Raw genomic sequence first — 25139 nt, 5'->3', positions numbered from 1 at the left:
CCTTCATGGAGGCGGCTGCACCGGACAGTCTTCCGGTTCGATATTCCAACCCCCGAAATCCGGAGAAACCCAATGCTTCAGGACGACCTGAAAACCCAGATGCGCGCCTATATGGAGTACCTGCGTGATGCGGTCGTGCTTGAGGCGACCCTTGGCACGGATGACCGCTCCAATGAGGTGCGCGGTCTGCTGGAAGATATTGCCAGCCTGTCTCCCAAGGTGACCTTCTCGGACAAGGGGCACGGCACCCGCATCCCGTCCTTCGTGATCCGCCGGCCGGGCACGGATGTGCAGGTCTGCTTTGCCGGTCTGCCGATGGGGCACGAGTTCACGTCTCTGGTGTTGGCGCTGCTTCAGGTCAGCGGGCATCCGCCGAAGATCGAAGCGGATGTGGTTGCGCAGATCCGCGCGCTGGACGGGGACTTCCATTTCGAGACGTATTTCTCCCAGTCCTGCCAGAACTGCCCGGATGTGGTGCAGGCGCTCAATGCCATGAGCGTGCTGAATCCGAAGATCCATCACACGGCCATCGATGGGGCAGATTTCCAGGATGAGGTGGAGCGCCTTGGCATCCGCTCGGTCCCGCAGGTTTATCTGAACGGTGAGCCCTTTGCGTCGGGCCGAATGGAAGTGGCGGATATTCTCGCCAAGCTGGATACGGCCTCTGTTGCCCGCTCGGCAGAGAAGCTGAATGATATGGCCCCGTTCGACGTACTGGTACTTGGTGCGGGGCCGGCCGGTGACGCGGCGGCGATCTATGCCGCACGAAAGGGCCTGCGCACGGGCCTCGTGGCCGAGCGGTTTGGCGGTCAGGTCATGGATACGGCCGGGATCGAGAACTTCATTTCCGTGCCGGAAACGGACGGCCCGAAACTCTCGGCAGCACTTGAGGCGCATGTCCGGCAGTATGACGTGCAGATCATTGCCTCGCAGCTGGCGGCGAAGCTGATCCCGGCGGAGCAGACCGGCGGTCTGCACCAGATCGTGCTGGAAAGTGGGGCGATTCTGCGCTCGAAGACGGTCATCATTGCGACGGGTGCGCGCTGGCGGCATCTGGGTGTGCCGGGTGAGGACGAGTATCGCACCAAGGGGGTGGCGTACTGCCCGCATTGTGACGGTCCGTTCTACAAGGGGCGTCCGGTTGTGGTGACCGGCGGCGGCAATAGTGGCGTGGAAGCGGCGATCGACCTAGCGGGGATCGTCTCGCATGTCACGCTGCTGCAGCGCGGCGCGCATCTCAAGGCGGACAAGGTGCTTCAGGACCGGCTGCTGAGCCTGCCGAATATCACGGTTCTGACGAACGCCCTGACCACGAAGATCGAGGGTGACGGCAAGGAAGTCACCGGCCTGACCTATAGTGATGGGGACGGCGGCCTGCACCAGATCAAGACGGATGGCGTGTTTGTACAGATCGGTCTGCTGCCCAATACGGAGTGGCTGAAGGGGACGCTGAAGCTCAGCCCGTATGGCGAGATCGTCATTGACGACCACTGCGGGACGTCTGTTCCGGGCGTGTTTGCGGCAGGCGATGCGACGACTGTGCCGTACAAGCAGATCGTCATTGCCATGGGCGAAGGCGCGAAGGCGTCTCTGGCAGCCTTCGATTATCTGATCCGGCTGCCGGTGACTGCAAAAGCGGGTTGAAGAAGCGGGGGATTGGGGATTTGCAGAACGCGGTGTAGGTTTCGATCATGCATCCATATCTGATCCCCCTTCTGACATTTGCGGCTGCGGCTGCCGTCTTTACGATCACGCCGGGCCTCGATACGGCCATGACGCTGCGAACCGCAACGACATCCGGGTGGAAGGCTGGTCTGGCAGCCGTTACGGGGATCTGTCTCGGGCTGGGAATCTGGGGGCTGGCGGCAGCATTCGGACTGACCGCGCTGCTGGCCGCGTCCGAAACGGCGTTTACCATCGTCAAATGGGCCGGCGCGCTTTATCTCGCCTGGCTTGGGATCGGGCTGATCCTGCATCCCCGGGCCTCGCTGGGGACAGCGGGAACGGTGCCTGTGCATGACGATGCCCGCGCGGCGTTTCGCCGGGGCCTGCTGACCAATCTGCTCAATCCCAAGGTCGGCATTTTCTACATGACGTTCATGCCGCAGTTCATTCCGCCGCATGTGAACGTAAAAGAGTTTTCGCTCCTGCTGACGGCCATTCAGGCCATATTGTCTTTCTCGTGGCTGGCGCTTCTCGTCGCCCTGACCGTGCCGCTGGGCCGGTTTCTTTCCAGCCCGGTGGTCGTGCGGCGCATGGACAGGCTGACGGGCAGTATCTTTCTGGCGTTCAGTCTTAAACTGGCGCTGAGCAGGAGAGCCTGACCCGATGACCAAAACCTATCTCTTCATGATCTGCTTCGTCGTGGGAGCAACCTGTGCCGTCGTGTCTTACGGCATCGCCCATCATTAAAATGGCGGGGCCGAAGCCCCGCCATTTCTCAGTTCGCTGAAGCCATTCCCCGCAGGACGTAGGGCAGGATGCCTCCGTTGCGGTAATAGTCAGCCTCATCGACCGTATCGACACGGCACAGCAGCGGGACGTCCTGCGTGCTGCCATCCTGACGGGTGATCGTCATGGTCAGGGTCTGGCGCGGTGTCAGGGTTTCGATGCCGTGAATGGCGATCGTCTCCGTTCCGTCCAGTCCCAGCGTCTTGCGCGTTGTGCCCGGTTCGAAGGTCAGGGGCAGGACGCCCATGCCGACGAGGTTGGAGCGGTGGATGCGCTCGAAGCTCTCCGCGATGACGGCCTTGATGCCGAGCAGGCGCGTGCCCTTCGCGGCCCAGTCACGGGACGAGCCCATGCCGTATTCCTTGCCGCCGAACACCACGAGCGGCACGCCGTCCTGCGCATAACGGCTGGCGGCATCATAGATGGACATCTGCGCGCCATCCGGCTGATGCAGTGTGACGCCGCCTTCGGTTCCGGGGGCCATCTCGTTGCGGATGCGGATATTGGCGAAGGTGCCCCGGACCATGACGCGGTCATTGCCGCGACGGGAGCCGTAGGAATTGAAGTCCTTCACCGCAACCTGATGTTCTTGCAGATACACGCCCGCCGGGGATGATGGTGCAATCGCACCGGCGGGGGAGATGTGATCGGTCGTGATGTTGTCGCCCAGCAGCGCCAGAATGCGTGCGCCGCTGATGTCCTTCGTGGGTGCGGGTTCGGCCGTCAGCCCATCGAAATAGGGCGGGTTCTGCACATAGGTCGAGCCCGGCTGCCAGTCATAGGTGGCCGAGGTTCCGGCAGAGGCCAGGGCCTGCCATTCCTTCGTGCCTTCCGTGATGTGGCTGTAACGCTCGACGAAGGCTTCGCGCGTGACGGCGGAGCCGACGAGTTCTGCGATTTCGTGGTTGGTGGGCCAGATATCACGCAGATGGACCGGCGTGCCGTCGGCTGCGTGTCCGAGAACGGCCGTCGTGATGTCTTCGCGCATCGTTCCCAGCAGGGCATAGGCGACGACCAGCGGCGGGCTTGCGAGATAGTTGGCGCGGACATTGGGCGAAATCCGGCCTTCGAAGTTCCGGTTGCCGGACAGGACCGAGGTCGCGACCAGATCATTGCCTTCGATCGCGTCCACCAGTTCCTTCGCCAGCGGGCCGGAATTGCCGATGCAGGTCGTGCAACCATAACCGACCGTCTCGAAGCCCAGCGCGTCCAGATCAGCACTCAGATTGGCGCGATCCAGATAATCCGTGACGACCTGCGAGCCCGGTGCGAGGGATGTTTTAACCCAGGGCTTCGGCATCAGGCCGAGTGCTCTGGCCTTGCGGGCTACCAGTCCGGCGGCGACCAGAACGGCGGGGTTGGACGTGTTGGTGCAGGACGTGATGGCGGCGATGACGATGGAGCCGTGCCCGATCGCATAATCAGTGCCAGCGACGGGAGCGGTCTTGTGGATATCGTCCGGTTTGACGCCGAGCGTCTCCGTCAGAGCCTTTTCGAAAGCCGGGGTGGCGGCGGAGAGTTCGATCCGGTCCTGCGGGCGCTTGGGGCCGGAAATGCAGGGCGTGATCGTGCCCAGATCCAGCGTCAGAACGTCCGAAAAGACCGGTTCCGGCGTGGAGGCGTCGCGGAACATGCCCTGCGCGCGCAGCCAGGCTTCGGTCAGCGCAATGCGGTGTTCGTCACGGCCGGTCTGGCGCAGATAGTCGAGCGCCAGTGCATCGACCGGGAAGAAGCCGCAGGTTGCGCCATATTCCGGCGCCATGTTTGCGATGGTCGCACGGTCCGCGACCGGCAGATGATCCAGCGCCGGACCGAAGAACTCCACGAATTTGCCGACTACGCCCTTGGCGCGCAGCATCTGCGTGACGGTCAGGACCAGATCGGTCGCGGTCGTGCCTTCCGGCAGACGCCCTTCCATCCGGAAACCCACGACATCGGGGATGAGCATGGAAATCGGCTGTCCGAGCATGGCGGCCTCGGCCTCGATTCCGCCGACGCCCCAGCCCAGAACGCCAAGGCCATTGACCATGGTCGTGTGGGAATCCGTGCCATACAGCGTGTCGGGATAGGCGTAGGTGACGTCGCCAACCGTTCCCGTCCAGACCACCTGGGACAGATATTCCAGATTGACCTGATGGCAGATGCCAGCCCCCGGCGGGACGACGCGGAACTGGTCGAACGCTTCCTGACCCCAGCGCAGGAACGCATAACGCTCGCCATTGCGCTCGAATTCCAGCGAGACGTTCTGCTGAAGCGCGTCTTTGCGCCCGGCGACGTCTACCATGACGGAGTGGTCGATCACCAGATCGACGGGCACGAGCGGATTGACCTTCTGCGGGTCACCGCCGAGCGAGACGATACCGTCGCGCATGGCCGCCAGATCGACGACGGCCGGGACGCCGGTGAAATCCTGCATCAGGATGCGCGCGGGCTTGAACGGGACTTCCTGCGTGGAGTGGGCGGCTTTCGTCCAGTCAACGATCGCCTGCGCGTCTTCGACGCGATAGGTCGAGCCATCCGTAAAGCGCAGGACGTTTTCGAGCAGCACTTTCAGGCTGACGGGCAGGCGCGAAATGTCGCCCAGCTTTTCAGCCGCGACGGGTAGGGAGAAATAGCGATAGGAGCGCCCCTCGATCGAAAGGTCGCGCTGGCAGTCCAGAAGGTCGTGTCCAACCTGTTTCATGATGGGAATGTTCCTTGGAGGGCTGTCAGAAAATTACTGGATGGCGCGCAGAAGGGCCTGCGTGACGTCCTGCGTGGTAGCCTTGCCGCCCAGATCGCGGGTGCGGAGACCTTCAACCTGAAGGATCTGCTTCATGCCGCCGTCCAGACGCTGGGACAGGTCCTGCCGTCCGACATGGGCGAGCATCATGCTGCCCGCCATCATCAGTGCCAGCGGATTGGCGATTCCCTGTCCGGCGATGTCCGGCGCGGAGCCGTGCACGGCCTCGAAGATGCCCATTTTCTCGCCGATATTCGCACCCGGCGCCATACCAAGACCGCCTACGAGACCGGCAGTCAGATCGGACAGGATATCGCCGAACAGATTGGTCGTGACGATGACGTCGTAGTTCTCCGGACGGATCACAAGCTCCATCGCGCAGGCGTCAACGATCCGCTCTTCCAGTGCCACGCGGCCTTCATATTCCGCAGCGACCTTGCGATCTTCATGCAGGAACAGGCCGCTCAGGATCTTCAGGATGTTCGCCTTGTGGACGAGCGTCACCTTTTTGCGGTTGTTCTTTACGGCATATTCGAAGGCGAAGCGGACGATCCGGTTGCATTCGGCGCGGGTATTAAACCCGGCGCCGTAAGCCACGGCCTCCGGGTCGCCATCCACGGCCATGTAATGCTCCATCGCGGCATACAGGCCTTCGATGTTCTCGCGGATCACGACCAGGTCGACGTTCTCATACCGTCCGTCGGGCACGATCGTCTGCGTCGGGCGTACGTTCGCGTACAGGTCGAACGCCTGACGCAATGTGACGTTGATGGAGCGGAAGCCTTTGCCCACAGGCGTGGTCAGCGGCCCTTTCAGCACGAGGCCGGTGCGGCGGATGCTGTCGAGCGTGGCCTCGGGCAGGGCCGTACCGTGCTGGTCGAATGCGCCCACGCCTGCGCTCTGGTGGTCCCAGAGAAAGGGGGCGCCGAGGGCATCCATGACGGTCGTGACCGACTGCATGATTTCCGGGCCAATTCCGTCACCGGCGATGAGCGTGGCGGGAATGGTCTTGGTCATGGCGCGTTCCTGTTCGGTCAAGGGATGTGTCTGTGACGCGGGGGACCTTAAAGGGGTTTCATGGTGGAAACCAATGTTTGCGGGAAGGTTTCATCATACCTTAAAGGTATGGAATGATCGAACTCAGACATCTCCATGCCGTCATCGCCATTGCTGAAGAACGCAACCTGACGCGTGCCGCCGAGCGTCTCGGGATCCAGCAGCCTCCGCTGACCCGGCTTCTCAAGGGTATGGAACAGGAGCTTGGGGTCCAGCTCTTTGAGCGTCATGCCCGTGGTATGCGCCTGACGTCGGCAGGGCGCAGCATGCTCAAAGGGGCATATGATGTCATCGAGCGTATGGATGAGACGGTCGAGGATGTCCGGCGGATCGTGCGCGGTGAGGCCGGAGAACTGTCGATCGGGTTCACGAACTCCGCGCTGTGTCATCCAAGCCTGCCTGACCTGCTGGGGCAGTTCCGCGAAACCTGGCCGGATGTGGGGCTGACACTAACGGAAGGCAATTCCAGCCAGCTTCTGGGAGCGCTGCGGGAAGATACCGTGGATGTCGCTTTCGTCCGGACGTCCATTCCCTATGTGTCGGATGTGGTGGTCGAACTGATTGTGGAAGAGCCGATGGTGGTGGCTGTGCCTCGGACGCACAGGCTGGCGAAAGAGGCGCCTGCGGGAGGTCTGAAACTGGCTGAACTCGAGGACGAGGACTTCATCCTGTATCAGAGCCAGTACAATAACGGTCTATACAAGACGATCGTGGATGCCTGTCTGGGCGCGGGCTTTACGCCGCGTATTCGCCAGAAAGGCCCGCAGCTTCTGGCCGCTCTGAATCTGGTGGCGGGGGGACTGGGCATTTCACTTGTCCCCCAGTCCATGCAGCAGCATCACGCCGGGCAGGTGGTTTATATTCCCCTGTCTTCACGCACGGCTCTGACAGCACCGCTTTATCTTGTGTTTCGCTCAGTGCGGATGACGGGCGCCAAGCTGTATTTCATCCATCAGGCACGGCGCATCCGGCAGGCCTATGGCACCGTAAAGGCAGGATAAGTACGGCGTCAGGAGTTTGACGTGAGAGAAGGGGTCTTTGCGCGTGAATCACTGATCCAGCTCTTGGTCAGTGTATAGGCGACAGACAGGATGAGGGGGCCGATGAAAATACCGACCAGTCCCAGTCCGCCCAGCCCTCCGATCACGCCGAGCATGATGAGAATGAGCGGAATATCGGCCTGTTTGCGGATCAGGAACGGGCGCAGGACGTTGTCGATGATGATCGTAATGATGGTGACCACGAGCAGGAGTGCTGCCGGGGCCAGGCCACGGTCGAAGTAGACCCAGACCACAGCCGGAAGCAGTGTGACGCCCGGCCCGGCCTGAAGCAGGCAGACCATAAAGGTCATAGCGGTCAGGATACTGACCCAGGGTGCACCGGCAAGTTTCAGTCCGATCCCGGCCACGGCGGACTCAACAACTGCGGTGACGGTCACGCCAAAGGCGACCCCCCTGATCGTATAGGCGGCGAGCTGGAGCATTTCCTTGCCGCGGCTGCCTGCCAGAATCGTGACAAGACTTTCTGCAACTGAGATTGCCGCTTCAGCACGCATGAGCAGGACGCCCAGAATGATCAGCGTGAGCATGAACTGAAGGGCCAAGATACTGAAGCTGCCCGCATAGGCCAGGAATGTGTGGATCAGAGTTTCCGGAGCGGGAATAATCTGCCGGACCATCTCGGGAAACTGCATGTGCTGCAGGCGGGTCCAGAACTGTCCGACATGCGGGCCAACCAGTGGCAGGCGCGCGAGCCATCTGGGCTCGTCTGGAATATGAAGGGTCGAAGATGAAGAAAGCAGGCTGACAATATCGCCAAAATGGCTGGAAACCGTCGTGATGGCGAGCCAGAGTGGTAGAATGAAGACCAGCATCGCGATCAGAATGGTGAGGGAAACGGCGGCTCTGCGGCTGTTTCCGACGAGGGTCTGAAGGCGCCGCAACATGGGCCAGGTAGTCACCGCAATCGTGACGGCCCAGATCGTGGCAGGCAGGAACGGTTTGAGGATCCAGATGGCGCTGATGACAATCGCACTCGCCAGTAGGGCAACCAGAACGGACCGGGTGTTGTCCCGTGAACCATTCTGGAAAAGATCTGGCATCAGGTCATCACTTTCGGGCTGAAATCAAAATGAAATTCAACAAAGATGATTAGAGTAGGTGGATTTTTGAATGAAAGAAAGCCATGGATAGATATTTTCATGAAACGCTGTTTCAGGGCTCATTGCTATTTAGGAAAGACGTTAATTCAGTCTCCGTAAGAACACCGAAAACGGAAGGCTTATATTGGCATAAGATAAGAAAAATCGCATAGCGTAGATCATTTTTTCGCAAGTTCATCGAATAATTAACTACGAATGTCTGCCGATATTCTTCATGAATGTAGTTCGAAAGGATCATTGCTGAATCTTTTCTGAGTGTGCGCGATTATAATTTCAGCCACTTTGGAAGAGAATAATATCTCACAGTTTAGGCTCAGGACTCATAGCCAGAAGATGACGGTTGCGGCGAGGCAGATGGCGGAGAAGAAGACATTCGGGCATCTGTCATAGCGTGTTGCAATACGCCGCCAGTCCTTGAGCCGTTGAAGGGGGACAGTCGGTATGGGAGAACTAGGAAGTGGGATTGCCCGGGACGTTGCGGGATCTGACGGGATCTAAAACGGTGCTTTTCCGGGCGGCCTATGCGCACAACCCGGAAATAAACCCCCTGACGCGATTTCGGTTTCGCCGTTCCAGGTCAGGTGGCAGAGACAATCAATATGGAACCGAAGCCGAAATTTAGAGGCCTCGATTGAGGGGCGTTTTAAGAAGTGTTTTAGTGCGCTTTAAGATCGAGAAGCCGTTTCGCCTGTCGTTCCGAAAAATAATCTACGGTACAATAATCTAATGGATATCCGGATAGGTATCCGTCCAGGTCATCCTCTATAACAGCCTGCATAAGCCTCTCATTGCGTTCATGGCAGAGTTCTTGCTCCATGAGAGACGCGCCGTCACAAGGAAGACGCGCAATGAAGCGCGCGTTAGAATCAAATTCTAGGATAGATCTAAAGTTACGCATGTCTGAGATTGCTCGGGTCATCATGGTAGCCTGCCCCACCCAAGCCCGAAAAAATACATCCACAGGGACTTGTACCTGTTTGTCTACGCCATAACTTTTCCAGAGTTTTGGGCGTTCTCCCTTATTGTCGAAATCCGCAACCACATCTTCCATCCATGGCCAGTGAAATTCTGATAGAAATAGATGATTGCGAACAAAATCCCGTAAATATTTCGGGTCTCCAGACATGATGTCGAGCCATGCAACTTCATCAATCCTATTTTGATATCCTTTCAGGCATATAAATCTTAGTTGCGAGTGATTTTTTACTCTATCGAAATCGGCTTCGTCAGGTGAAAACTGATGTCTATCTTCAAGTTTGTAAGGTAGCGGCTTCGGATTAGATAAAGATGCGCCAAGATTGAACAACTCAATCATCGGAGTGACATTCCTATATTTTGGAGCGGTCATTAAATGGCCGATCCCATTCTCCAAAGTACTTTTCCGATAATTTTTAGGGGAGCTTCTCCGTCAGCCCAGAGGCGACGAGCTGTTTCAGCTTCTATTATTTGAGGCTTGAAGCGCGGGTTGTCACTTATAACCTCGATATTGCCGTCCAAGTGTCGGTTTAGGCGTTTGACTAGGACTTCGTCATCCGCACGGATGGCATAGACGCTCCCGGAGATTACAGATTGGACGCGTGTATCTACGAGGAGCGTGTCTCCATCGGACAGGGTTGGCGTCATGCTGTCGCCGGAGACGTCAACGGCGATTAGATGCGGAGCTAGTGCGATGATTTCCTTGGGAAGCAAAAAGCGAGGCAGAGCAAGGAATGACGGAATAATTTCCTGAGTATACTGGGCTATTGATCCATGCCCTGCGGATAGCCGAACCTCATATTTCGGGAACTCGATGACTTCCGTGAGCGGCTGCGGCTCTCCAGTCTTCCCATCTATAATTGCCTCAATTCCACGCATGATGGGAGGCAGCACTAATCCGCTTTCAGCACCAGTAATTAGCCATTCCAGAGATACGCCGCAGGCCTCTGCTAACTTATATGCTGCACTAATACGCATCTCACGTCCCGCTATGTAGGCGTTCAAAGACGCCAGCGGCACATTTGCGCGTGCAGCGACCTGCTGATTGCCGCCAGCGTTTTTTACGGCTCTCCGAAGCCGCTCACTCGGAGTATCGATTTCGGAGTTCTGATCCGAAACTCCGAAATCTTGTTCTGAAGATTTCTTTGGCTTTTCAGACATTGAGAAACAGCCCTTCTTCGGACTTATCCACAAAAACACTCACCAAAAAAACTACGAAACGAGACTTCGTGCTTGCTGAGAGTTTCGGATCGTGTATTCTCACCGTCAATCCTATCGAGCAAACGGGACCGCGAAAGTTCCCGGTGATGGGGGTCAAGAAAAGGGGCGGCTGGCACCGCCCCGGTCGAGGAGAGTTATCATGGCACGAAAGCCAAAAGGAATGCACCCCGAGGAGATCGTGGCGCACTTCCGTATGAAATACGGCAGCCTGAGTGCTTACGCAAAGAAGATCGGCAAAACGGTTCATGCCGTTTCGAACGCGATCCGCCAGCAGGGATATTCCCTGCCGATCCAGCGGGAGGTTGCGAAAGATCTGAACATGTTGCCGCATGATGTATGGCCCGAGTGGTTTCTGTATGACGGCACGCCCGTCTCCGTTCGTGCTGGTCGTATTTCTATTGAGGAATCCCCTGCTGATCTTCGTAGAAACGGAGTGGCGGCATGAACGTCATTGAGATCCCGCTGTCGCAGATCGAGGTTGGTGATCGTCTGCGGACGGTAGACCCGGCATGGGTGGAATTTCTGGCAGCTTCGATTGCGGAGCGTGGACAGGATACACCGGTCTGGGTTCGCAAGATGGGACGCAGCGAGAAGTATGCGCTGATTGCCGGTGGCCATCGTATCGCAGCGTTGAAGGAAGCCGGGAAAGAGGTTGCGATTGCGTCTGTCGTCAAGGCGACGGAAGCCGAAGCGCAGCTGTTGGAAATTGACGAAAACCTGATCCGTCGTGAGTTGACGCCGCTGGATCGCGCTACCTTTCTAGCGCGCCGTAAAGAAGTCTATGAGGCGCTTTACCCTGAGACCAAACACGGCGGTGACAGGGTTTCTGACCAAGTCGCCAAGCTTGGCGACTTGGTCGGTCGGTTTAGTGAAGCGACGGCTGAGCGGCTGGGTGTTTCGGAGCGTTCTATCCAGCGCGCTGTTGCGCGATATCAGGCGCTTGCCGCGGATGTGCGTCAGTCCATCGCAGGAACATGGTTGGCGGAAAGCGGGTCACAGCTTGATGAACTGGCGAAGCTGACACCAGATTTGCAGCGCAAGGTTGCCGAATATATTTCGCAGTGGCCAGACGTTCGGAAAGTAAGCGAAATCGTCCGGCAGATCGAAAACCGGCCGAAGCCACCTGCACCAGAGAAGCTGGAGAAGTTCCTGTCTTTCTGGCGGAAGTGCGATCCGGAAGAGCGTGAACAGATCGTCGAGTATGCGGCAGCGCAGATGCCTTCCGTTGCGTGCCGAGCTGCATGGGACAAGGCGTCTGATTACGAGAAGCAGACGATCGTCGAAGACTTCGCACCTCGTTTTCCCGGCTTCGCAAAAACGCAGGTGGCAGCATGATCAGGACTGGAGAGCAGTTTGACCTGCTGGCGTGGTCTCCGCCGGAAACGGTGGCGGCGTTTGACCCGCAGATGATCCGGGCAAATTCCTACGGTGGGCGTCTGTCACGGGCAATTTCGGTTTCTCTGGACGGCTGCGGGTATTCGCGGGCGGAGATTGCTACGCGGATGAGCGAGCATATGGGGCGCACAATCAGCCTGAACATTCTCAATGCCTATGCGTCCGTAGCACGGGACACGCATGAGATTTCAGTGACGCGGTTCAATGCGCTGATCAGCGCAACAGGAGACCGGAGATTGTTGGAATTTGTGGCGGCCGATCACGGGTTCAGTGTCATCGACCGCCGTTACCTACCGATGATCGAACTTGCGGCGGTGCAGGAGCATAGGCGCGATCTGGCCAAGAAAGAAAGGGCTATTCGTGGGGCTGTTAGAGGGGGGCGTTGGTAATGACAGATCATTATCCGCTGATATCTCAGCTCTCGGAAAAGTCTGCTGCCAGAATGGCAGCAGACCCTGCATGGAATGTTTTTATCCGCGATGTGTTTCGCTCGTCTTCAGTTTCGTTTGCAACGACGCAAGCTGGGCCAGTGCCAGCTGAAGTTCCGGCAGCCCCTCAATCCTGTCGCCCACTTTTGCGGACAGCTCTGATCGGATGTGCTCTAGCATTGCTAGTGCTGCTCGGCGGTTGGTTTCGCTTTGGTCGGAAATATTGCGGAGCATGGCAGAAGAAATGAGAGAACCAAGCATGGCTTGCGCAGCTACGCCCTCTAGCTCTCTGCGCATCGCATTCAATTCACCTTCGAGCCGCTTAATTTCATTTCTTAGAAGTGGTTCGGACACAGTTTCCTCCTTTGGTGTGTGTGCAGGATCCAATGGAGGGAAGCTGGGGCGAGTCTGGCAAGGACTGGCCCCAGCAGCAGCTTTCGGGAGGCGCGTATGAGTGTTTCTCATTCCTGGTATTCGGCGTCACAGCTTGCGGAACTGGCTCTGCCGGGAATGCCTGGCACGGCCCGCGGAATCCAGATCCGCGCGGAGAGTGAGAACTGGCTTGCGCCAGAGCGTGAAGGCCAGACATGGCGTCGTCGTCAGGGGCGCGGCGGAGGGTTTGAGTTTACGCCTTATGCCCTGCCTCTTTCCGCACGCGTCAAGCTGGCGGTTGCGGAAGCGCCTGCCAGGACGGAAGCGTTCACGGAGAAGCGTGAGCGCGAAGATCTGTGGCGGCGTTATGAGGCTATGCCTGAGGCGCTGCGGCGCAAAGCAGAGCGCGCTCTGGAAGTCATCAACGCTGTTGAGGCGCTGGTGGCGAGTGGCACGCGCAAGACTACGGCCGTGATGATGGTGGCGCATGAAACTGGCGTCGGGAAGACGACGATCAATAATTGGTATCGGGATCTTCGGGGCCTGAACCGGTGTGACTGGCTTCCGGCGCTGGCTCCTCATTATGGCGCTGGTGGGAACGCTGCCGAGTGCTCGCCGGAAGCATGGGAAATGCTCAAAGCCGATTACCTGCGTGTCGAGCAGCCGAACTTCACGGACTGCTATCGGCGCACCAAACGGGTAGCCGACAAGGAAGGATGGAAGATGCCTTCCGAGAAGACCATGTTTCGCCGGATGCAGGCGCTTGCACCTGAGCTTCTGGTTCTGGCTCGTCAGGGCGTGGACGCGCTCAAGCGGCTCTATCCGGCGCAGCAGCGGCGACGCGATGTGTTCCATGCCCTTCAGGCGGTGAACGCAGATGGTCATCGGTGGGATGTGTTCGTAAAGTGGGAAGACGGTACGATCGGACGCCCGGTCATGGTGGGTTTTCAGGATCTGTTTTCGGGCATGATCCTGTCCTGGCGGATCGACAAGTCCGAGAATGCCGAGACGGTTCGTCTGGCCTTTGGCGACATGGTCGAGACCTACGGCATTCCGAAGATGTGCTACCTCGATAACGGCCGGAACTTTGCCTCCAAGTGGATGACGGGCGGTATTCCGAACCGGTTCCGCTTCAAGGTGAAGGAAGACGAGCCGGTGGGCATCATGACGCAGCTTGGCGTCGAGGTGCATTGGACGACGCCCTACTCGGGCCAGTCCAAGCCGATCGAGCGGGCATGGCGTGATTTGGCCCAGGGCGCAGCCAAGCACCCGAAGTTTGCTGGTGCCTGGACGGGAAACAATCCGATGGCGAAACCGGAGAACTATGCGTCCAAGGCTGTTCCCATCGACGTCTTCACCGAGACCATTGCGGCGGAGATCCGGGAGCATAATGCCCGCACCGGGCGGCGGTCTGCAGTGTGCGGTGGAAAGCTGTCTTTCATGGAGGCGTTCAAGGCGTCTTACGAGGCCAGTCCGATCGTCAAGGCGACAGCGGAGCAGCGCCGTCTGTGGCTGATGGCTGCCGAGAGCATCAAGCCGGATCGCAGAACTGGCGAGATCACGCTGGAAGGAAACCGCTTCTGGGCGGAGGAACTGATGGCGTTGCGTGGGCAGCCCTGTGTGGTGCGGTTTGACCCGCAGGCGTTGCAGGAACCGCTGCATGTGTATCGGGCGGACGGGACGTTTGTTGTGTCCGCAGACTGCATCGCGGCGGTGGGCTTTTCGGACAAGACAGCCGCGCAGGAACACGGCCGGGCACGGCGGAAATTCGTCAAGGCGGCGAAGGAGCAGCTTGAGGCAACGAAGACGCTGTCCCTCAAGGAACTGGCGGCGCTGTCCGCTCCAATGCTGGAAGACGAACCGGAGCCGATGGAAGCCAAGATTGTCACGCCCTTCCAGCCGGCGCCGCGCTTTCACGGGAATGCGGCCCTGGCACCAGAGCCGATGCAGTTTGAAGACGACGATGAGGATCAGGATGCAGTCGAGGCCGCAAAGATCCTGAATTTCATGGGGGATAGATCAGGCCGGAAGTTGATATCCGGATGAACAAGTAAAACACGACTTAGAGGTCAATAAATCATGAGTGAAACGGTTATTAACGCAGCCCCTATGGGCGGCGAACAGGAGAGTTTTGCGCCTTCGGAAACGGCTCTTCGTTTCAAAGCGCATATGGAGGCGGAAGGACTGACGCTGGCCCAGGCGGCCCAGATGAGCAGCATCCCCAAGGGGACGTTAGGCCTGTGGCTGCATGGAAAATACACCGGTCGCAACGACAATATTGATGAGAAGGCACAGAAATGGCTGGAGAGCCTTCGGACGCGCAGTCAAGTCCGCAAGCTGATGCCACGGGAGCCCTCTTTCCTTGAGACACCAAGCGCAATCATCTTCCGCAGTGTCTTCGAGTATGCCCAGACCGGTCCTGACATTGGATTGATCACGGGTAATGCAGGTGTGGGCAAAACCATGTCTGCGGAGGCGTACCGCAAGGAAACGCCAAATGTCTGGATGATGACGGCAGACAGTTCCATGCGCTCGCCCACGGCTGTCTTGCGGGAACTGACGGAGATCGTCGACGCGGCGGAAAAGCGCGGCCCGCGCATGATGGCCAGCCTAATCCGGCGCGTTCAGGGTTCACACGGGCTGATTATTGTGGATGAGGCCCAGCACCTCCAGACGGAATCCATTGATCTGCTGCGGACAATCAACGACCGGGCGCAGATCGGTCTGGTCTTCATGGGAAACGAACCGTTGAAAGGCCGTATTGAGGGTATGTCCCGCGATACCTCTCATGCGCAGATTTTCTCTCGTATCGGCATGCGTAAAAACCGGAAGCAGCCACAGGCGAAAGATACCCGGGCGATTTTTGATGCCTGGGGAATTGAAGACACGGGCCTGTTTCAGATTTGCCGCTGGATTGCCGGGCAGCCCGGTGGTCTTCGCTCCATGAACAAGACGCTGCGCTATGCGTCGATGATCGCAGCATCTGACGAACGAAATCAGATTACCGAACGCGACATCCAGTCTGCCTGGAGTTCTCTGACGAACGGTGAACTCCCCTCCTACGCAGGGAGGGAGTGAGCACCATGGCACGCAAACCGAACAATGTGTCCCAGGACGAGGCTGTCAAAGCCAGGACGGACGACGAGATCCACGAGGTTTTCCTCCAGATCACAGACAAACGTCAGGTGACAGCCAGCATTTCCCCTGAAGCCCGGGCTGTGATCCGGGATTTCCTCGCATCACTGGATGGGGACCTGCGCGTCTTTCAGGTGCTGTCCGCTCTTGAGGAGGCATTCTCGTGAATGTGGTGAAAGCAGCCCCGCGCCTGGAGCGCGCGGGAAAAACGCCGAGCCAGAAGGCGATCCTCTGGCTTCTGCGTGAGCATGGACGTGTGAGGCATGAGCGCGGGTCACGGGAGTTCCGGTGGCGGATGACAGACGGGATCGTGACGGTTCTGCCTGAGCCCGGGCCATGGGAATTCCTTCTGGCCTGCGGTGCGACCGTGCTGGATCCAGATGGGTTCGCCACCTTGACGGAATCCGGTCGGGCGATCTGTGCGGGCTATCGGGTTAAGCCCCCGGTAGTGGCGGCCGGACAGCTTCCAGAACAGACGATCTGGTTGACGGATGAGCAGATGGAACGGGTCGAGCCGTTTCTGCCGCTCCCGCATGGGATTGGCCGCCTTGATGATCGGAATGTTCTGAGCGCGATCGTGCATGTCCTGCGTCATGGCCTGCGGTGGAGCGACGTACCGGCCGAATACGGTGTGCCGTACCGACGCCTGCGTAATCGTCTGATCCATTGGGCCCAGATTGATGTGATGGACCGTGTCCTGGCGAACCTCATGGAACGTCGCAACGGTGATCTGTGGCTGATGGTAACCGAGGATCAGTTCCGGTCGCATCCGACCGGTGCGCTGCTGGCGGCACGCGGGCTGTTTCCGATTATCGCTCCAGTTGAGGAAGACATGCCATGCGCGGCGTGAAATCCATCCAGCAGATCGGTGTTGAACTGGCCGAAACGCACGGGGTGAGTGCCGAATATGGCCGTCGCACTGTTGCGAGCTACTTCAACCGACTGCCGCGCGGCTGGCCTGTTTCGTATCTGAAGACCAGTCGCGCCAACAATCCGATCAAACGTCCTTCAGCAGGGCAACGGATCATTATCGATGCGGTCGCCTACTACCCCGAAAACCTGACTGTGGGCGACGTGCTTGCCCTTGGAGATGCGTCATGAACGCTGTTGCCATGCTTCGGGAATCCGCTTCCCAGGTTACGAATTTTGATATTGCGCAGCTGCCTTATGTGCAGTCCGTGCTGATCGACCTGTTTTCCCGCTGTAGTGTTGAGGCAACCGTAGAAGACGCCCTTGAAGGGATGCTTCGGGTTGGCCCTGACGGAGTGATGGACGCGGTTGCGCGCCGTATTGCGATCCGGCTTCTGGGACGTCTGCCTTCAGACCGTCTGCTGTCAGATGTCCGGAATGAACTGGCGCAGGATCTCGATACCGATGAACTGGCTGAGTGCCGGGTTCTCTATGAGACGCTGTCGCAGGAGCTTCGCCGGGATGCGGCGGCGGTGCGCGGGCTGGGCATTGTCGCCATCAGCCAGACGCAGGGTGAAGCGTTCGCGCAGGATCTCGAAGCCAAGGCCGATAGGGCGGAGCAGCTGGAACGTCGGAACGCAGCTCTGGAAGCACAGATCCGAGCAATGGTGACCGGAAAATTCCGCATGCTGCACATCTCGCGCGGCCTCCTGTCACGCGGCGCCGGTACAGGAGAGTTGGCATGATGGACGCATCGCTGGATGGCGTGACGTCCGCTCTTCGATCCGAATGCCGGGCGCATTTCCTGAAAACGCCTTCCCTGTCGCTGGCGGGAGAAATCGACGTCCTGAAAACAGCCGTGGGCAAGCTGGATCATCAGCTGCCGGGACCGCTTTCCGCCCAGGACGAGCAGCTCGTCTGGACGGCTGCGATCGCCTGCCTCACGGCCATGGCCATTTCCGTGGAAGCGCGGGTCGTGCCGCTTTCCCATCCTTCCGTGAATTGAGAGTAAAATCATGACAGACGAACGAATCATTGAAGCCTGGGACGGTTCCCGAATTCCGGCACGTCGGATCGACCCGCGCCGTCTTCTTGCGCATGACACGGCGCACAAGCTGGTGGATCAGGCCCGCACGCTTCAGGAGTTGCTTCGGGACGAGAAACTGAAGCTTTACGCCGAAGTGGACGCCTATCTGGATATCGTTCTGGAAAGCTACGGTGCGCGGTTGGGCGGATCGCGGGGCGGTCTGCGCATTGAAGCCATTGACGGTGTGCGGAAGGTCGAGGTGTCAGTGACGGATTATCAGTCCGTCACGGCCGCGATCGAGGCGGCCCGCGTGCTGATGAACGAAATCCTGGACGATCTGGTCGGGGATGCTTCCGACGATCTGCGCGCCATCGTGGGCAACGCTTTCGCACGCAATTCAAAGACAGGAAAAATCAGTACGGAACGGGTGTTGTCGCTCCGACAGCTCAACCTCTCGCACCCGAAATGGCCTCAGGCGAAAGACGCCATTTCCGATGCCGTCATTACGGCCGGAAGCAAGCGGTACATGCGTTTCCACGAGCGAGATACGCCTCACTCTCCGTGGAAACAGATCGACCTTAATTTCTCGTCGCTGTGAGGGTGTAATGAAAAACATCTCGAAAGAACGGGACTTCGATGCGATCCGTCCGGGTTGCGTCGTGACGTTTGAGAAGCTGTTGGTTCAGAAAGTTGGCGAGGCGCCATTCGTAATTATTCCCAATGATCTGCCAGAATTCCGAGTGTTCAAAACCGCATCTGGCCTTAGGTTTTCCGTTAATCGTGACACATGGGAAACCTGCGGTGGCCAGACCGTGAGCTGGCCTGAAGAGGTTTCGACTGAGACGAAGCGAAGCCGAGAGGAGCAGGTACAAGCGCTTGCCTGCATGTTCCCGAACGGCCCAACGCCTATGGCGATCAAGACGGCGGAAAATTACAACAGAGAGTCCGAAGCCCGAGGTGCGGCGGAACAGCGCCGGAAGGATGCGGAGGGCAATAACCCGCGCTTCTTTATCCAGCATGATGGTGGTGGCCTATGGGAATACACTCAGGAAGATTGGCTGGCCGACGACTATTATACGCCAGAAAATAAATTTGTTTTCTTTGACCGCCCCGCCAACGTCGCCGCGCTGGAAGCCCGCATTGCGGAGTTGGAGGCGGAGAAGCTCCAGTTAAAAGCATACATCTCGGCAATACATCCAGGATCATTGCGGGCTGTTATTCACGCCCCCACGCGCTTCATGGATGATAACCGCCCCGCCCTCACACTCGAGGGAGCGGTGTGATGGCTGATAATCGCAAAGGGCGCTACGCCAAACTCTCCATCGCCCGTAAGCAGCTTTGCCTGGACGAGGATGCGTTTCGGGATCGGCTGGAGCGGGAGACCGGAAAACGGTCCATGCGGGACATGAGCATTGCCGAGCTGGACAAGGTTCTGGACGGGTTCAGGAAGGACGGCTTCCGTCCTTCCAGGAAGCCCGCAATGTCTTCCCGGCCGGAAGTCCGAAAGGTCTTTGCGTTGTGGAAGGATCTCGGAGACCAGGACAAGCTCCGTTCCGGCGGCTCACGGGAAAGCCTGCGGGCTTTCGTGAAACGGATGACGGGTGTCGATGATCCGAACTTCATGTCCGGGGCACAGGCCGGTGTCGTGATCGAGGCGCTGAAGGATTGGGGGAAACGGGCTCATGGATGACCCTATGCTCACGGAAGTTGATGAGCTTCTGGACTGCACGACGTCCGACTTCATGAAACGCACGAGACAGGATTTGCGCAAGCGTCTGGAAAAGATGGGGACGTTTGATTTTCGCACAGAGGAGAAGGGAAAGAAAAAGCTTCGGGACTTGATTGACGAGATGCTTTTGGAAGCGGCCAAGGAATGGGGGCAGGAAAACAGAGGAAAGGTTTACATGCTGCTTGGTCGCTTCCAGTTCCGGATTGATGGATGTGTGGATCGGCTTATTGAAATCGGCGGGTGCGAACGTCTGAGAAAGGGAGCAAAAGCGAAGTGACAGATTTGTCTCCTGAGCAGCGTTTAAGACTGATGAATCTGGAAAGCAGCTTGATCGGTCTTCGTCAGAAAATTTCCGCCGCATTGAATGGCGGGCTGGAGAAGAACCGGGATCTAATACATCTGGAAATTGGATATCTTCAGGTGCGATTGAGCGCGCTGGCAGCCGCCGGGGATATCTCTCCGACGGAATGCAGACGACATGCCAGCGGAATACTTGGCATAATGAATGACCTCAAATGACGATCAGAAAAGAGCCCCTTTCCCGGGGCTCTTTTTTTGTCTGCATGATTATTTCCGGCGTGGTACAGTGTGAGCTACAGCGCGCAGAAATCAGGGGAAATTCAATTATGAAAGTGGTGCCGCCTGCCACCATAAAATGGCTTGTCGATGCTGTTGGTGAACAGGAGGCATTGTCTTTCGTCGAAAGCAGTGGTGGCCGACGGATCTGGGTTCCGACCAAAGCAAAAGGCTCAAAGCTCAGCACCCTTTACGGGCAGGATGTTGCCGAGGCGCTTTGTCTTCATTGCGGTGGGGAAAAATATGATGTTCCCCTATGTCGGCGCTGGCGCATTGCGCTGCTCCATTGTCAGGGGCTGACAAACAGCGATATTGCGTCACGCGTGGGTTGTCGGCATTCCTATGTTTCAAAAGCTCTGGGCATGCCTGCCGAGAAAGATCATGACCTGCGCAGCCGGATCTTTCGCGATGACAGGCAGCTTGGCTTCGCGCTCTGAACTGGGGGGCTGTTTCCAGCCCCTGATTGAAAAACTCTCGTCCCCTTAGTCTGCGGGCATGCAGACCAATTTCGATATCGCCGCACAGTTCACGTCTTCCCGCGAGGGGCTGTATCAGAACAATCGCTTTGATGCCGGGAACTGGACGTCCGGTGTCATGGGACAGGGCAACCTTGTCGGAACAATGCGTGGCATCAGCGCGCCTGTCATGGTGCGCTGGCTTGGCGATGCTTCCATGGTCACGACAGCGGTCATGCAGGCCATTACCGAGGATGACTTCACAGCCATTGCACGCGCTCTGTACTGGCGCGCCGTCAATGGCGATCAGCTTCCGTCGGGCGTGGATCTGCTGCTGTTTGATTTTGCGTTCAACAGCGGCGTGGCACGGGCTTCAAAACAGCTTCAGCGGGTCTTGTGTCTGGACGCCCCTCAGATCGATGGCGACATAGGCGAGGACACGCTTGAAGCCCTTCTGCATGTTCCGGCCAACACGATGGCGTGGGCGCTGAACGATCGCTTCCGTAGGCGGCTGCAGGACGATGTCGGGGTCGCCTCAGACGGTACGATCGGGCCGGTCACGCTTCAGGCTGTTCAGGCGCAGGCCGCGCGCCTTCGCGTGCTGATCTATGCGGTCGCCTCTCAGCAGGAGGCCGCGTACCGCAGTTTCAGAGGTTTTGCGCAGTATGGCGGTGGTTGGCTTGCCCGATTGAATGCCCGTGTGGATGCAGCGATCAGACTGCTCACCGCTCCCGACTGGACGTAACGGTTCCGGCCGTTGCGGGCGCGCGCGGCAGCACGGTTCATCTGGCACGTGAACGCGGTGCCATACAACACGAGGAGCCCGTCATGGGTCTCAAGTTCAATACTGCCACCGTCGCTTCCGTCCTCGGACTGGCAACCCCGTTCCTGACGAGCCTGCTCGCTGGCAGGGGCGCGGCTTACCAGAAGATCGCCAGCCAGGCGGTGCGTTCGGCCGTAACCGCGACCGACAACGGCATCGACAAGCTGAAGTCACAGCTTGACAAATTCGAAGCTGAACAGCCGATCGTCCAGACGGCAATTGCCGATTTCTCGACACTGGCCAAGGCGGCCGGTTTCAGTGTCCCGACCGTGGAAGCCGTTCAGATCCACATCAAGTCGGCCATTTATGAGCTGGCGACAGCGCTGGTGCCAGCTGAGCAGCTGACTGCCACGACCGCTACTCCCGCTGCTTCAGGTACTGCGGCGAGCTGATGACGAACGCAGCCTCAGTGGCTGCGGGCGTAATTCTTCCGTCGTGGCTGGCGATTGTCCTCTTCCTTCTGGGGGCAATCGTCACGTTCGGGGTGGTGATTGCGTGGCTGCGGCATCATGGCCTCGACCGTCGGGTTGACGCTCTGGAACGAAATCGTCGAGACGACCAGGAACGATCACAACGCCTAGAGCAGATGATGCAGAGCGTAATTTCCGGGCAGCAGTCCCAGAACGGGGACATCAAGAACGTCAAGGAACTGCTGCACACGATCATCAAAGGGCACATGGAGAATGGGTGAGTTTCAGCGCCTCCTCGTCCTGACTGCATTGGTGGCATTTGCCTTCGGCGCTCTTCTGAGCGCTTCGATTGAGGGAACAAGCTGCCTTCCCCCTACACATCTTTCACGAGGAGAGCGGCTGTGAACCCCGCTGTAAGACGTTCGCTGATTGAAGATCGGCGCTGGTTTGTTCTGGACGCCATCGCTCAGATGGCGACCCGATGCCTGAATGCAGACATCATTTTGATGGCCATTCACACGATGGGGCGACCTGCTGGCGTCGAGGATATCCGCGAGGATCTGGAATACCTGGAACGCGAAGGCTGCGTCACCCTGGACCGTATGAACGTCTCTCCCGGGCGTTCCTTGTGGGTCGCGACGCTGACGGCTGAAGGACTTCAGGTCCGCGATAATACTCGCCAAGTTCCGGGTGTCGCATCGCGGAGGCCGCTGTAAGTCATGGCACGTCCGTCCTCGGTTGATCGTCTGCCGGATCAGATCCGCGAGCGCATCGGGCAATTGCGTGACGCAGGGTTCACGATCGACGAGATCCTGTCCGCCCTGGCTGAACTGGAAGGGGTAGAGATCAGCCGCTCTGCCCTTGGCCGACATATTCAGGGGCTCGACAAGCTGGGCGTGCAGATGCGCCGCTCCCGGGACGTGGCAGCCGCTCTGGTCGGCAAGCTGGGGGCGGCGGAGGTCGGAAGGAACGCGCAGCTCAATATCGAACTGATGCACACTGTCATTCTCGACCTGTTCATGAAAGCGCAGGCTGGAGAGGAAACCGAGCTTTCCAAGGGTGGTCAGGCCTTTGCCAAACGCGACCCCATGGGCATCCAGCTCGTCGCAAAGGCTCTGGAGCATCTGGCGAAGGCCAGCAAGACCGATGCCGAGTATCGGACCGAAGTGGAAAAGCAGGTTCGTGAAAAGCTGGCGGCCGAGGCCAAGGAAAATATCGGCAGGGTCGCGGCCAGCCAGGGGCTGTCTGCAGAGACGGCCAAGGCCATTATGGAAGGACTGATCACGACATGAGCGGCATCTTCCTGAAGTGCCAGGCGGAGTTCCTGCTGTGCATGATGACCGAGCCGGTCACGGTCGAAGAGAAGTCCCGACGGACGGGATTCTCCTGGACTGCGTCATTTGGGGCTGATCTTACGGCCGCCAAAGCCAAGAACGCCGGCGGAATGGACGTGTTCTATCTCGGGTACAACCTCGAAATGGCGCGCGAATTCATCGACTATTGCGCGGAACATACGGCTGTCATGGAAGCGGCCGCGTCGGAAGTTCATGAAAGCTTCTGGCACGACCCGGAAAACCCGGAGAAAGACACCAAGGTTTTCCGGATCGATTATGCATCCGGGTTCAAGATCCTTGCTCTGCCGTCCCGCCCGAGGGCGCTGCGAGGCATGCAGGGACTGGTCATTATCGACGAGGCCGCGTTCCATGATGATCTGGAAGAACTGCTGAAGGCAGCGATCGCGCTGCTGATGTGGGGCGGCCGGGTCGTGATCATCAGCACGCATGATGGGGATACCAATCCGTTCAACGTCCTCGTCCAGGCAATCCTCTCAGGGAAAAAGCCTTACAAGCTCCTGCGTACGACGCTCGATGATGCGCTCGACGACGGTCTCTACAAGAAGATGTGCATCCGCAAAGGCGAAGAGTGGTCCCCAGAAGCGCAGCAGAAATGGCGCGATGATCTGATCAGTTTCTATGGCGCGGACGCTGACGAAGAGCTGTTCTGTATTCCGAACCCGAGTTCGGGAGCGTTTATTCCTCTTGCCCTGATCGAGGCGCGATCGGTACCCGAAATTCCCGTCATCAGGTGGGAGTGCAAGGGAGCCTTTGCCCTGCTGGCGGAACGGCTGCGGGAGATCGAGACGCGTGCCTTCTGTGTGGCAGAGATTGCCGACATTCTGGACACGCTCGATCAGCGGAAGTCGCATGTTTTCGGTGGGGACTTTGCACGCTCGGGAGATCTGACAGTCTTCTGGTTCATGGCGATCGAGAAGGATACGACGCGCAGCACCGTTCTGGTGGTGGAACTGCGGAACGTGCCGTTCGAGCAGCAGAAGCAGATCCTGCATTTCATTCTTGATCGTCTGCCACGTCTGCGGGCGGGCAAGATGGATGCGACTGGCAATGGTGCCTATCTGGCCGAAGTCACGGTGCAGCGATACGGATCTCGCATTGAAGCCGTGAAGATGTCAGAGAACTGGTATCGCGAAGAAATGCCTCCCCTGAAGGCTGCATTCGAAGACGCGACCATCACGCTGCCACGGGATCAGGAAATTCATGACGATATCCGCTCCCTGAAAATGGTGCGCGGGGTTGCGCGTGTTCCTGATCAGCGCGCCGGATCCGGCAAGGCAAAGCGTCATGGGGACGCTGCTGTGGCCATCGCCATGGCCTATGCCGCCAGTCGCGCGGATCCTGAAGAGTACGGCTATCAGGCTGCGCCCTCTCCTTATTCCATCCAGTCAGAGACTGCGTCGGCGGACACGTCCTGGCCGGCAGAGCGGGAGATCCGGGAGGAACGGTTCAGGGGACGGACCGGTCTGGACACTTATGGCGTGCGGGGAAGACTGCTGTGACGAGTTGGGAAATCGCGTTTTTCGCGGCGTGTGCGGTGATTGTCGTGTTGTGTCTGGTGCTGGTGTGGGTCTCGATCCTCGCCCGTGAAGCGCAGAAGGCCAAGGATGCGGAACAGGCAGCTCAGGCCGCGCAGGCAGAGGCGACGGCGCAGCGGGCCATGTCCCAGGCGCAGACGGATGCGGCGCCAACGGATGAAGCCCTGGGGGCGGCGCTGAGCAATGGGACGTTCATGCTGCTTCTGGTCCTCCTGCCGTTCGGGCTTTCTGCCTGTGCGGCGCGTCCGACAACGCCATGTCCGGTTCTGGTGACCTATTCAAAGACGGACGATCTGGCGCTTAAAGCGGAATTAGACGCTGCTAAAACGCCCGTAACCCATCGCTATATCCGCGATTATGCCGGTTTGCGTGCCCAGGTGCGCGTCTGCGCGAAAGGATCCTGA

The 25139-nt window shown here is 58.6% G+C and carries 32 protein-coding genes and 1 pseudogene; 26 read left to right on the top strand and 7 right to left on the bottom strand.

Going from position 1 to position 25139, the window contains the following annotated elements:
- The first annotated feature begins 72 nt into the window (after positions 1-72).
- A complete protein-coding gene (gene ahpF / locus HKD24_RS06385) occupies positions 73-1644 on the top strand; it encodes an alkyl hydroperoxide reductase subunit F (protein WP_194259533.1) in 1572 nt (523 codons plus the stop codon).
- Positions 1645-1691: 47 nt separating this feature from the next.
- Positions 1692-2324 (top strand): LysE family translocator, encoded by a 633-nt coding sequence (locus HKD24_RS06380; protein WP_194259532.1) that lies wholly within the window; start codon positions 1692-1694, stop codon positions 2322-2324.
- 116 nt (positions 2325-2440) lie between these two features.
- On the opposite strand, the gene acnA is transcribed toward HKD24_RS06380, so the two are convergent.
- Complete coding sequence (gene acnA, locus HKD24_RS06375) at positions 2441-5134, bottom strand: aconitate hydratase AcnA (protein WP_194259531.1); 2694 nt, start codon at positions 5132-5134, stop codon at positions 2441-2443.
- 33 nt (positions 5135-5167) lie between these two features.
- Complete coding sequence (locus HKD24_RS06370; RefSeq protein ID WP_194259530.1) at positions 5168-6190, bottom strand: isocitrate/isopropylmalate dehydrogenase family protein; 1023 nt, start codon at positions 6188-6190, stop codon at positions 5168-5170.
- A 113-nt stretch (positions 6191-6303) separates the two neighbouring features.
- Here HKD24_RS06370 and HKD24_RS06365 point away from each other — a divergent pair, with 113 nt between their 5' ends.
- The gene (locus HKD24_RS06365) at positions 6304-7230 is read left to right on the top strand and encodes a LysR family transcriptional regulator (RefSeq protein WP_194259529.1); all 927 of its coding nucleotides are present in this window, start codon (positions 6304-6306) and stop codon (positions 7228-7230) included.
- 8 nt (positions 7231-7238) lie between these two features.
- On the opposite strand, the gene HKD24_RS06360 is transcribed toward HKD24_RS06365, so the two are convergent.
- The 4 genes and pseudogenes from HKD24_RS06360 to HKD24_RS06345 form a co-directional block, all read right to left on the bottom strand.
- Positions 7239-8330 carry an AI-2E family transporter gene (locus HKD24_RS06360; protein ID WP_194259528.1) on the bottom strand — a complete coding sequence of 364 codons (1092 nt, stop codon included), beginning with the start codon at positions 8328-8330 and terminating at the stop codon, positions 7239-7241.
- Between the two features lie 380 nt (positions 8331-8710).
- Positions 8711-8812, bottom strand: a pseudogene (locus tag HKD24_RS06355) (IS5/IS1182 family transposase); the annotation flags it as partial.
- 233 nt (positions 8813-9045) lie between these two features.
- A complete protein-coding gene (locus tag HKD24_RS06350; RefSeq protein WP_194259527.1) occupies positions 9046-9705 on the bottom strand; it encodes a hypothetical protein in 660 nt (219 codons plus the stop codon).
- Between the two features lie 32 nt (positions 9706-9737).
- The gene (locus HKD24_RS06345; protein WP_194259526.1) at positions 9738-10526 is read right to left on the bottom strand and encodes a LexA family transcriptional regulator; all 789 of its coding nucleotides are present in this window, start codon (positions 10524-10526) and stop codon (positions 9738-9740) included.
- 199 nt (positions 10527-10725) lie between these two features.
- Between HKD24_RS06345 and HKD24_RS06340 the strand changes: the two genes are divergently transcribed.
- From HKD24_RS06340 to HKD24_RS06330, 3 genes are read left to right on the top strand one after another with little or no spacing between them, the layout of a single operon-like run.
- Positions 10726-11031: a helix-turn-helix domain-containing protein gene (locus tag HKD24_RS06340; RefSeq protein WP_228124216.1), complete on the top strand. Its 306-nt coding sequence runs from the start codon at positions 10726-10728 to the stop codon at positions 11029-11031.
- Positions 11028-11921 (top strand): ParB/RepB/Spo0J family partition protein, encoded by an 894-nt coding sequence (locus tag HKD24_RS06335; RefSeq protein ID WP_194259525.1) that lies wholly within the window; start codon positions 11028-11030, stop codon positions 11919-11921. Before HKD24_RS06340 ends, HKD24_RS06335 begins: the two co-directional genes overlap by 4 nt.
- Complete coding sequence (locus tag HKD24_RS06330; protein WP_194259524.1) at positions 11918-12370, top strand: hypothetical protein; 453 nt, start codon at positions 11918-11920, stop codon at positions 12368-12370. Before HKD24_RS06335 ends, HKD24_RS06330 begins: the two co-directional genes overlap by 4 nt.
- Before the next feature lie 81 nt (positions 12371-12451).
- On the opposite strand, the gene HKD24_RS06325 is transcribed toward HKD24_RS06330, so the two are convergent.
- On the bottom strand, positions 12452-12763 hold the full coding sequence (locus HKD24_RS06325) for a hypothetical protein (protein WP_194259523.1): 312 nt from the start codon (positions 12761-12763) through the stop codon (positions 12452-12454).
- A gap of 96 nt (positions 12764-12859) precedes the next feature.
- Between HKD24_RS06325 and HKD24_RS06320 the strand changes: the two genes are divergently transcribed.
- The 20 genes from HKD24_RS06320 to HKD24_RS06225 all read left to right on the top strand — a co-directional run bounded on the left by HKD24_RS06320 (position 12860) and on the right by HKD24_RS06225 (position 25139).
- Complete coding sequence (locus HKD24_RS06320) at positions 12860-14827, top strand: transposase domain-containing protein (protein WP_194259522.1); 1968 nt, start codon at positions 12860-12862, stop codon at positions 14825-14827.
- Between the two features lie 33 nt (positions 14828-14860).
- Positions 14861-15859 carry an AAA family ATPase gene (locus HKD24_RS06315; protein WP_194259521.1) on the top strand — a complete coding sequence of 333 codons (999 nt, stop codon included), beginning with the start codon at positions 14861-14863 and terminating at the stop codon, positions 15857-15859.
- Between the two features lie 5 nt (positions 15860-15864).
- Positions 15865-16083, top strand: a complete 219-nt coding sequence (locus HKD24_RS06310; protein WP_194259520.1) for a hypothetical protein — start codon at positions 15865-15867, stop codon at positions 16081-16083.
- Positions 16080-16766: a transposase gene (locus tag HKD24_RS15570; protein WP_194259519.1), complete on the top strand. Its 687-nt coding sequence runs from the start codon at positions 16080-16082 to the stop codon at positions 16764-16766. Before HKD24_RS06310 ends, HKD24_RS15570 begins: the two co-directional genes overlap by 4 nt.
- A complete protein-coding gene (locus tag HKD24_RS06300; protein WP_194259518.1) occupies positions 16754-17017 on the top strand; it encodes a hypothetical protein in 264 nt (87 codons plus the stop codon). The genes HKD24_RS15570 and HKD24_RS06300 overlap by 13 nt, the downstream gene beginning before the upstream one ends.
- The gene (locus HKD24_RS06295; RefSeq protein ID WP_194259517.1) at positions 17014-17571 is read left to right on the top strand and encodes a hypothetical protein; all 558 of its coding nucleotides are present in this window, start codon (positions 17014-17016) and stop codon (positions 17569-17571) included. Before HKD24_RS06300 ends, HKD24_RS06295 begins: the two co-directional genes overlap by 4 nt.
- The gene (locus tag HKD24_RS06290) at positions 17568-17831 is read left to right on the top strand and encodes a hypothetical protein (protein WP_194259516.1); all 264 of its coding nucleotides are present in this window, start codon (positions 17568-17570) and stop codon (positions 17829-17831) included. The genes HKD24_RS06295 and HKD24_RS06290 overlap by 4 nt, the downstream gene beginning before the upstream one ends.
- A gap of 10 nt (positions 17832-17841) precedes the next feature.
- Positions 17842-18450, top strand: coding sequence for a DUF3164 family protein (locus tag HKD24_RS06285; protein ID WP_194259515.1), 609 nt, complete (start codon positions 17842-17844; stop codon positions 18448-18450).
- Positions 18451-18457: 7 nt separating this feature from the next.
- A complete protein-coding gene (locus HKD24_RS06280) occupies positions 18458-19135 on the top strand; it encodes a hypothetical protein (protein WP_194259514.1) in 678 nt (225 codons plus the stop codon).
- Positions 19135-19542, top strand: coding sequence for a gp16 family protein (locus HKD24_RS06275; RefSeq protein WP_194259513.1), 408 nt, complete (start codon positions 19135-19137; stop codon positions 19540-19542). The genes HKD24_RS06280 and HKD24_RS06275 overlap by 1 nt, the downstream gene beginning before the upstream one ends.
- Positions 19535-19858, top strand: coding sequence for a hypothetical protein (locus HKD24_RS06270; protein ID WP_194259512.1), 324 nt, complete (start codon positions 19535-19537; stop codon positions 19856-19858). Before HKD24_RS06275 ends, HKD24_RS06270 begins: the two co-directional genes overlap by 8 nt.
- Positions 19855-20100, top strand: a complete 246-nt coding sequence (locus tag HKD24_RS06265) for a hypothetical protein (protein WP_194259511.1) — start codon at positions 19855-19857, stop codon at positions 20098-20100. Before HKD24_RS06270 ends, HKD24_RS06265 begins: the two co-directional genes overlap by 4 nt.
- Positions 20097-20594 carry a helix-turn-helix domain-containing protein gene (locus HKD24_RS06260; RefSeq protein ID WP_194259510.1) on the top strand — a complete coding sequence of 166 codons (498 nt, stop codon included), beginning with the start codon at positions 20097-20099 and terminating at the stop codon, positions 20592-20594. The genes HKD24_RS06265 and HKD24_RS06260 overlap by 4 nt, the downstream gene beginning before the upstream one ends.
- A gap of 58 nt (positions 20595-20652) precedes the next feature.
- Positions 20653-21357 carry a glycosyl hydrolase 108 family protein gene (locus HKD24_RS06255; RefSeq protein WP_194259509.1) on the top strand — a complete coding sequence of 235 codons (705 nt, stop codon included), beginning with the start codon at positions 20653-20655 and terminating at the stop codon, positions 21355-21357.
- 83 nt (positions 21358-21440) lie between these two features.
- Positions 21441-21827: a hypothetical protein gene (locus HKD24_RS06250; RefSeq protein ID WP_194259508.1), complete on the top strand. Its 387-nt coding sequence runs from the start codon at positions 21441-21443 to the stop codon at positions 21825-21827.
- Positions 21827-22126: a hypothetical protein gene (locus HKD24_RS06245; RefSeq protein ID WP_194259507.1), complete on the top strand. Its 300-nt coding sequence runs from the start codon at positions 21827-21829 to the stop codon at positions 22124-22126. The genes HKD24_RS06250 and HKD24_RS06245 overlap by 1 nt, the downstream gene beginning before the upstream one ends.
- Before the next feature lie 120 nt (positions 22127-22246).
- Positions 22247-22561, top strand: coding sequence for a hypothetical protein (locus tag HKD24_RS06240; protein WP_194259506.1), 315 nt, complete (start codon positions 22247-22249; stop codon positions 22559-22561).
- A 3-nt stretch (positions 22562-22564) separates the two neighbouring features.
- Complete coding sequence (locus tag HKD24_RS06235) at positions 22565-23137, top strand: DUF3486 family protein (protein WP_194259505.1); 573 nt, start codon at positions 22565-22567, stop codon at positions 23135-23137.
- The gene (locus HKD24_RS06230) at positions 23134-24699 is read left to right on the top strand and encodes a hypothetical protein (protein ID WP_194259504.1); all 1566 of its coding nucleotides are present in this window, start codon (positions 23134-23136) and stop codon (positions 24697-24699) included. Before HKD24_RS06235 ends, HKD24_RS06230 begins: the two co-directional genes overlap by 4 nt.
- Positions 24696-25139 carry a hypothetical protein gene (locus HKD24_RS06225; protein ID WP_194259503.1) on the top strand — a complete coding sequence of 148 codons (444 nt, stop codon included), beginning with the start codon at positions 24696-24698 and terminating at the stop codon, positions 25137-25139. Before HKD24_RS06230 ends, HKD24_RS06225 begins: the two co-directional genes overlap by 4 nt.

Origin of the sequence: Gluconobacter vitians (assembly GCF_015244565.1) — a bacterium.
Classification (GTDB): Bacteria; Pseudomonadota; Alphaproteobacteria; order Acetobacterales; family Acetobacteraceae; genus Gluconobacter; species Gluconobacter vitians.
Note: the sequence above shows the minus strand (reverse complement) of the source record. Positions and strands in the feature narration are given on the sequence as shown.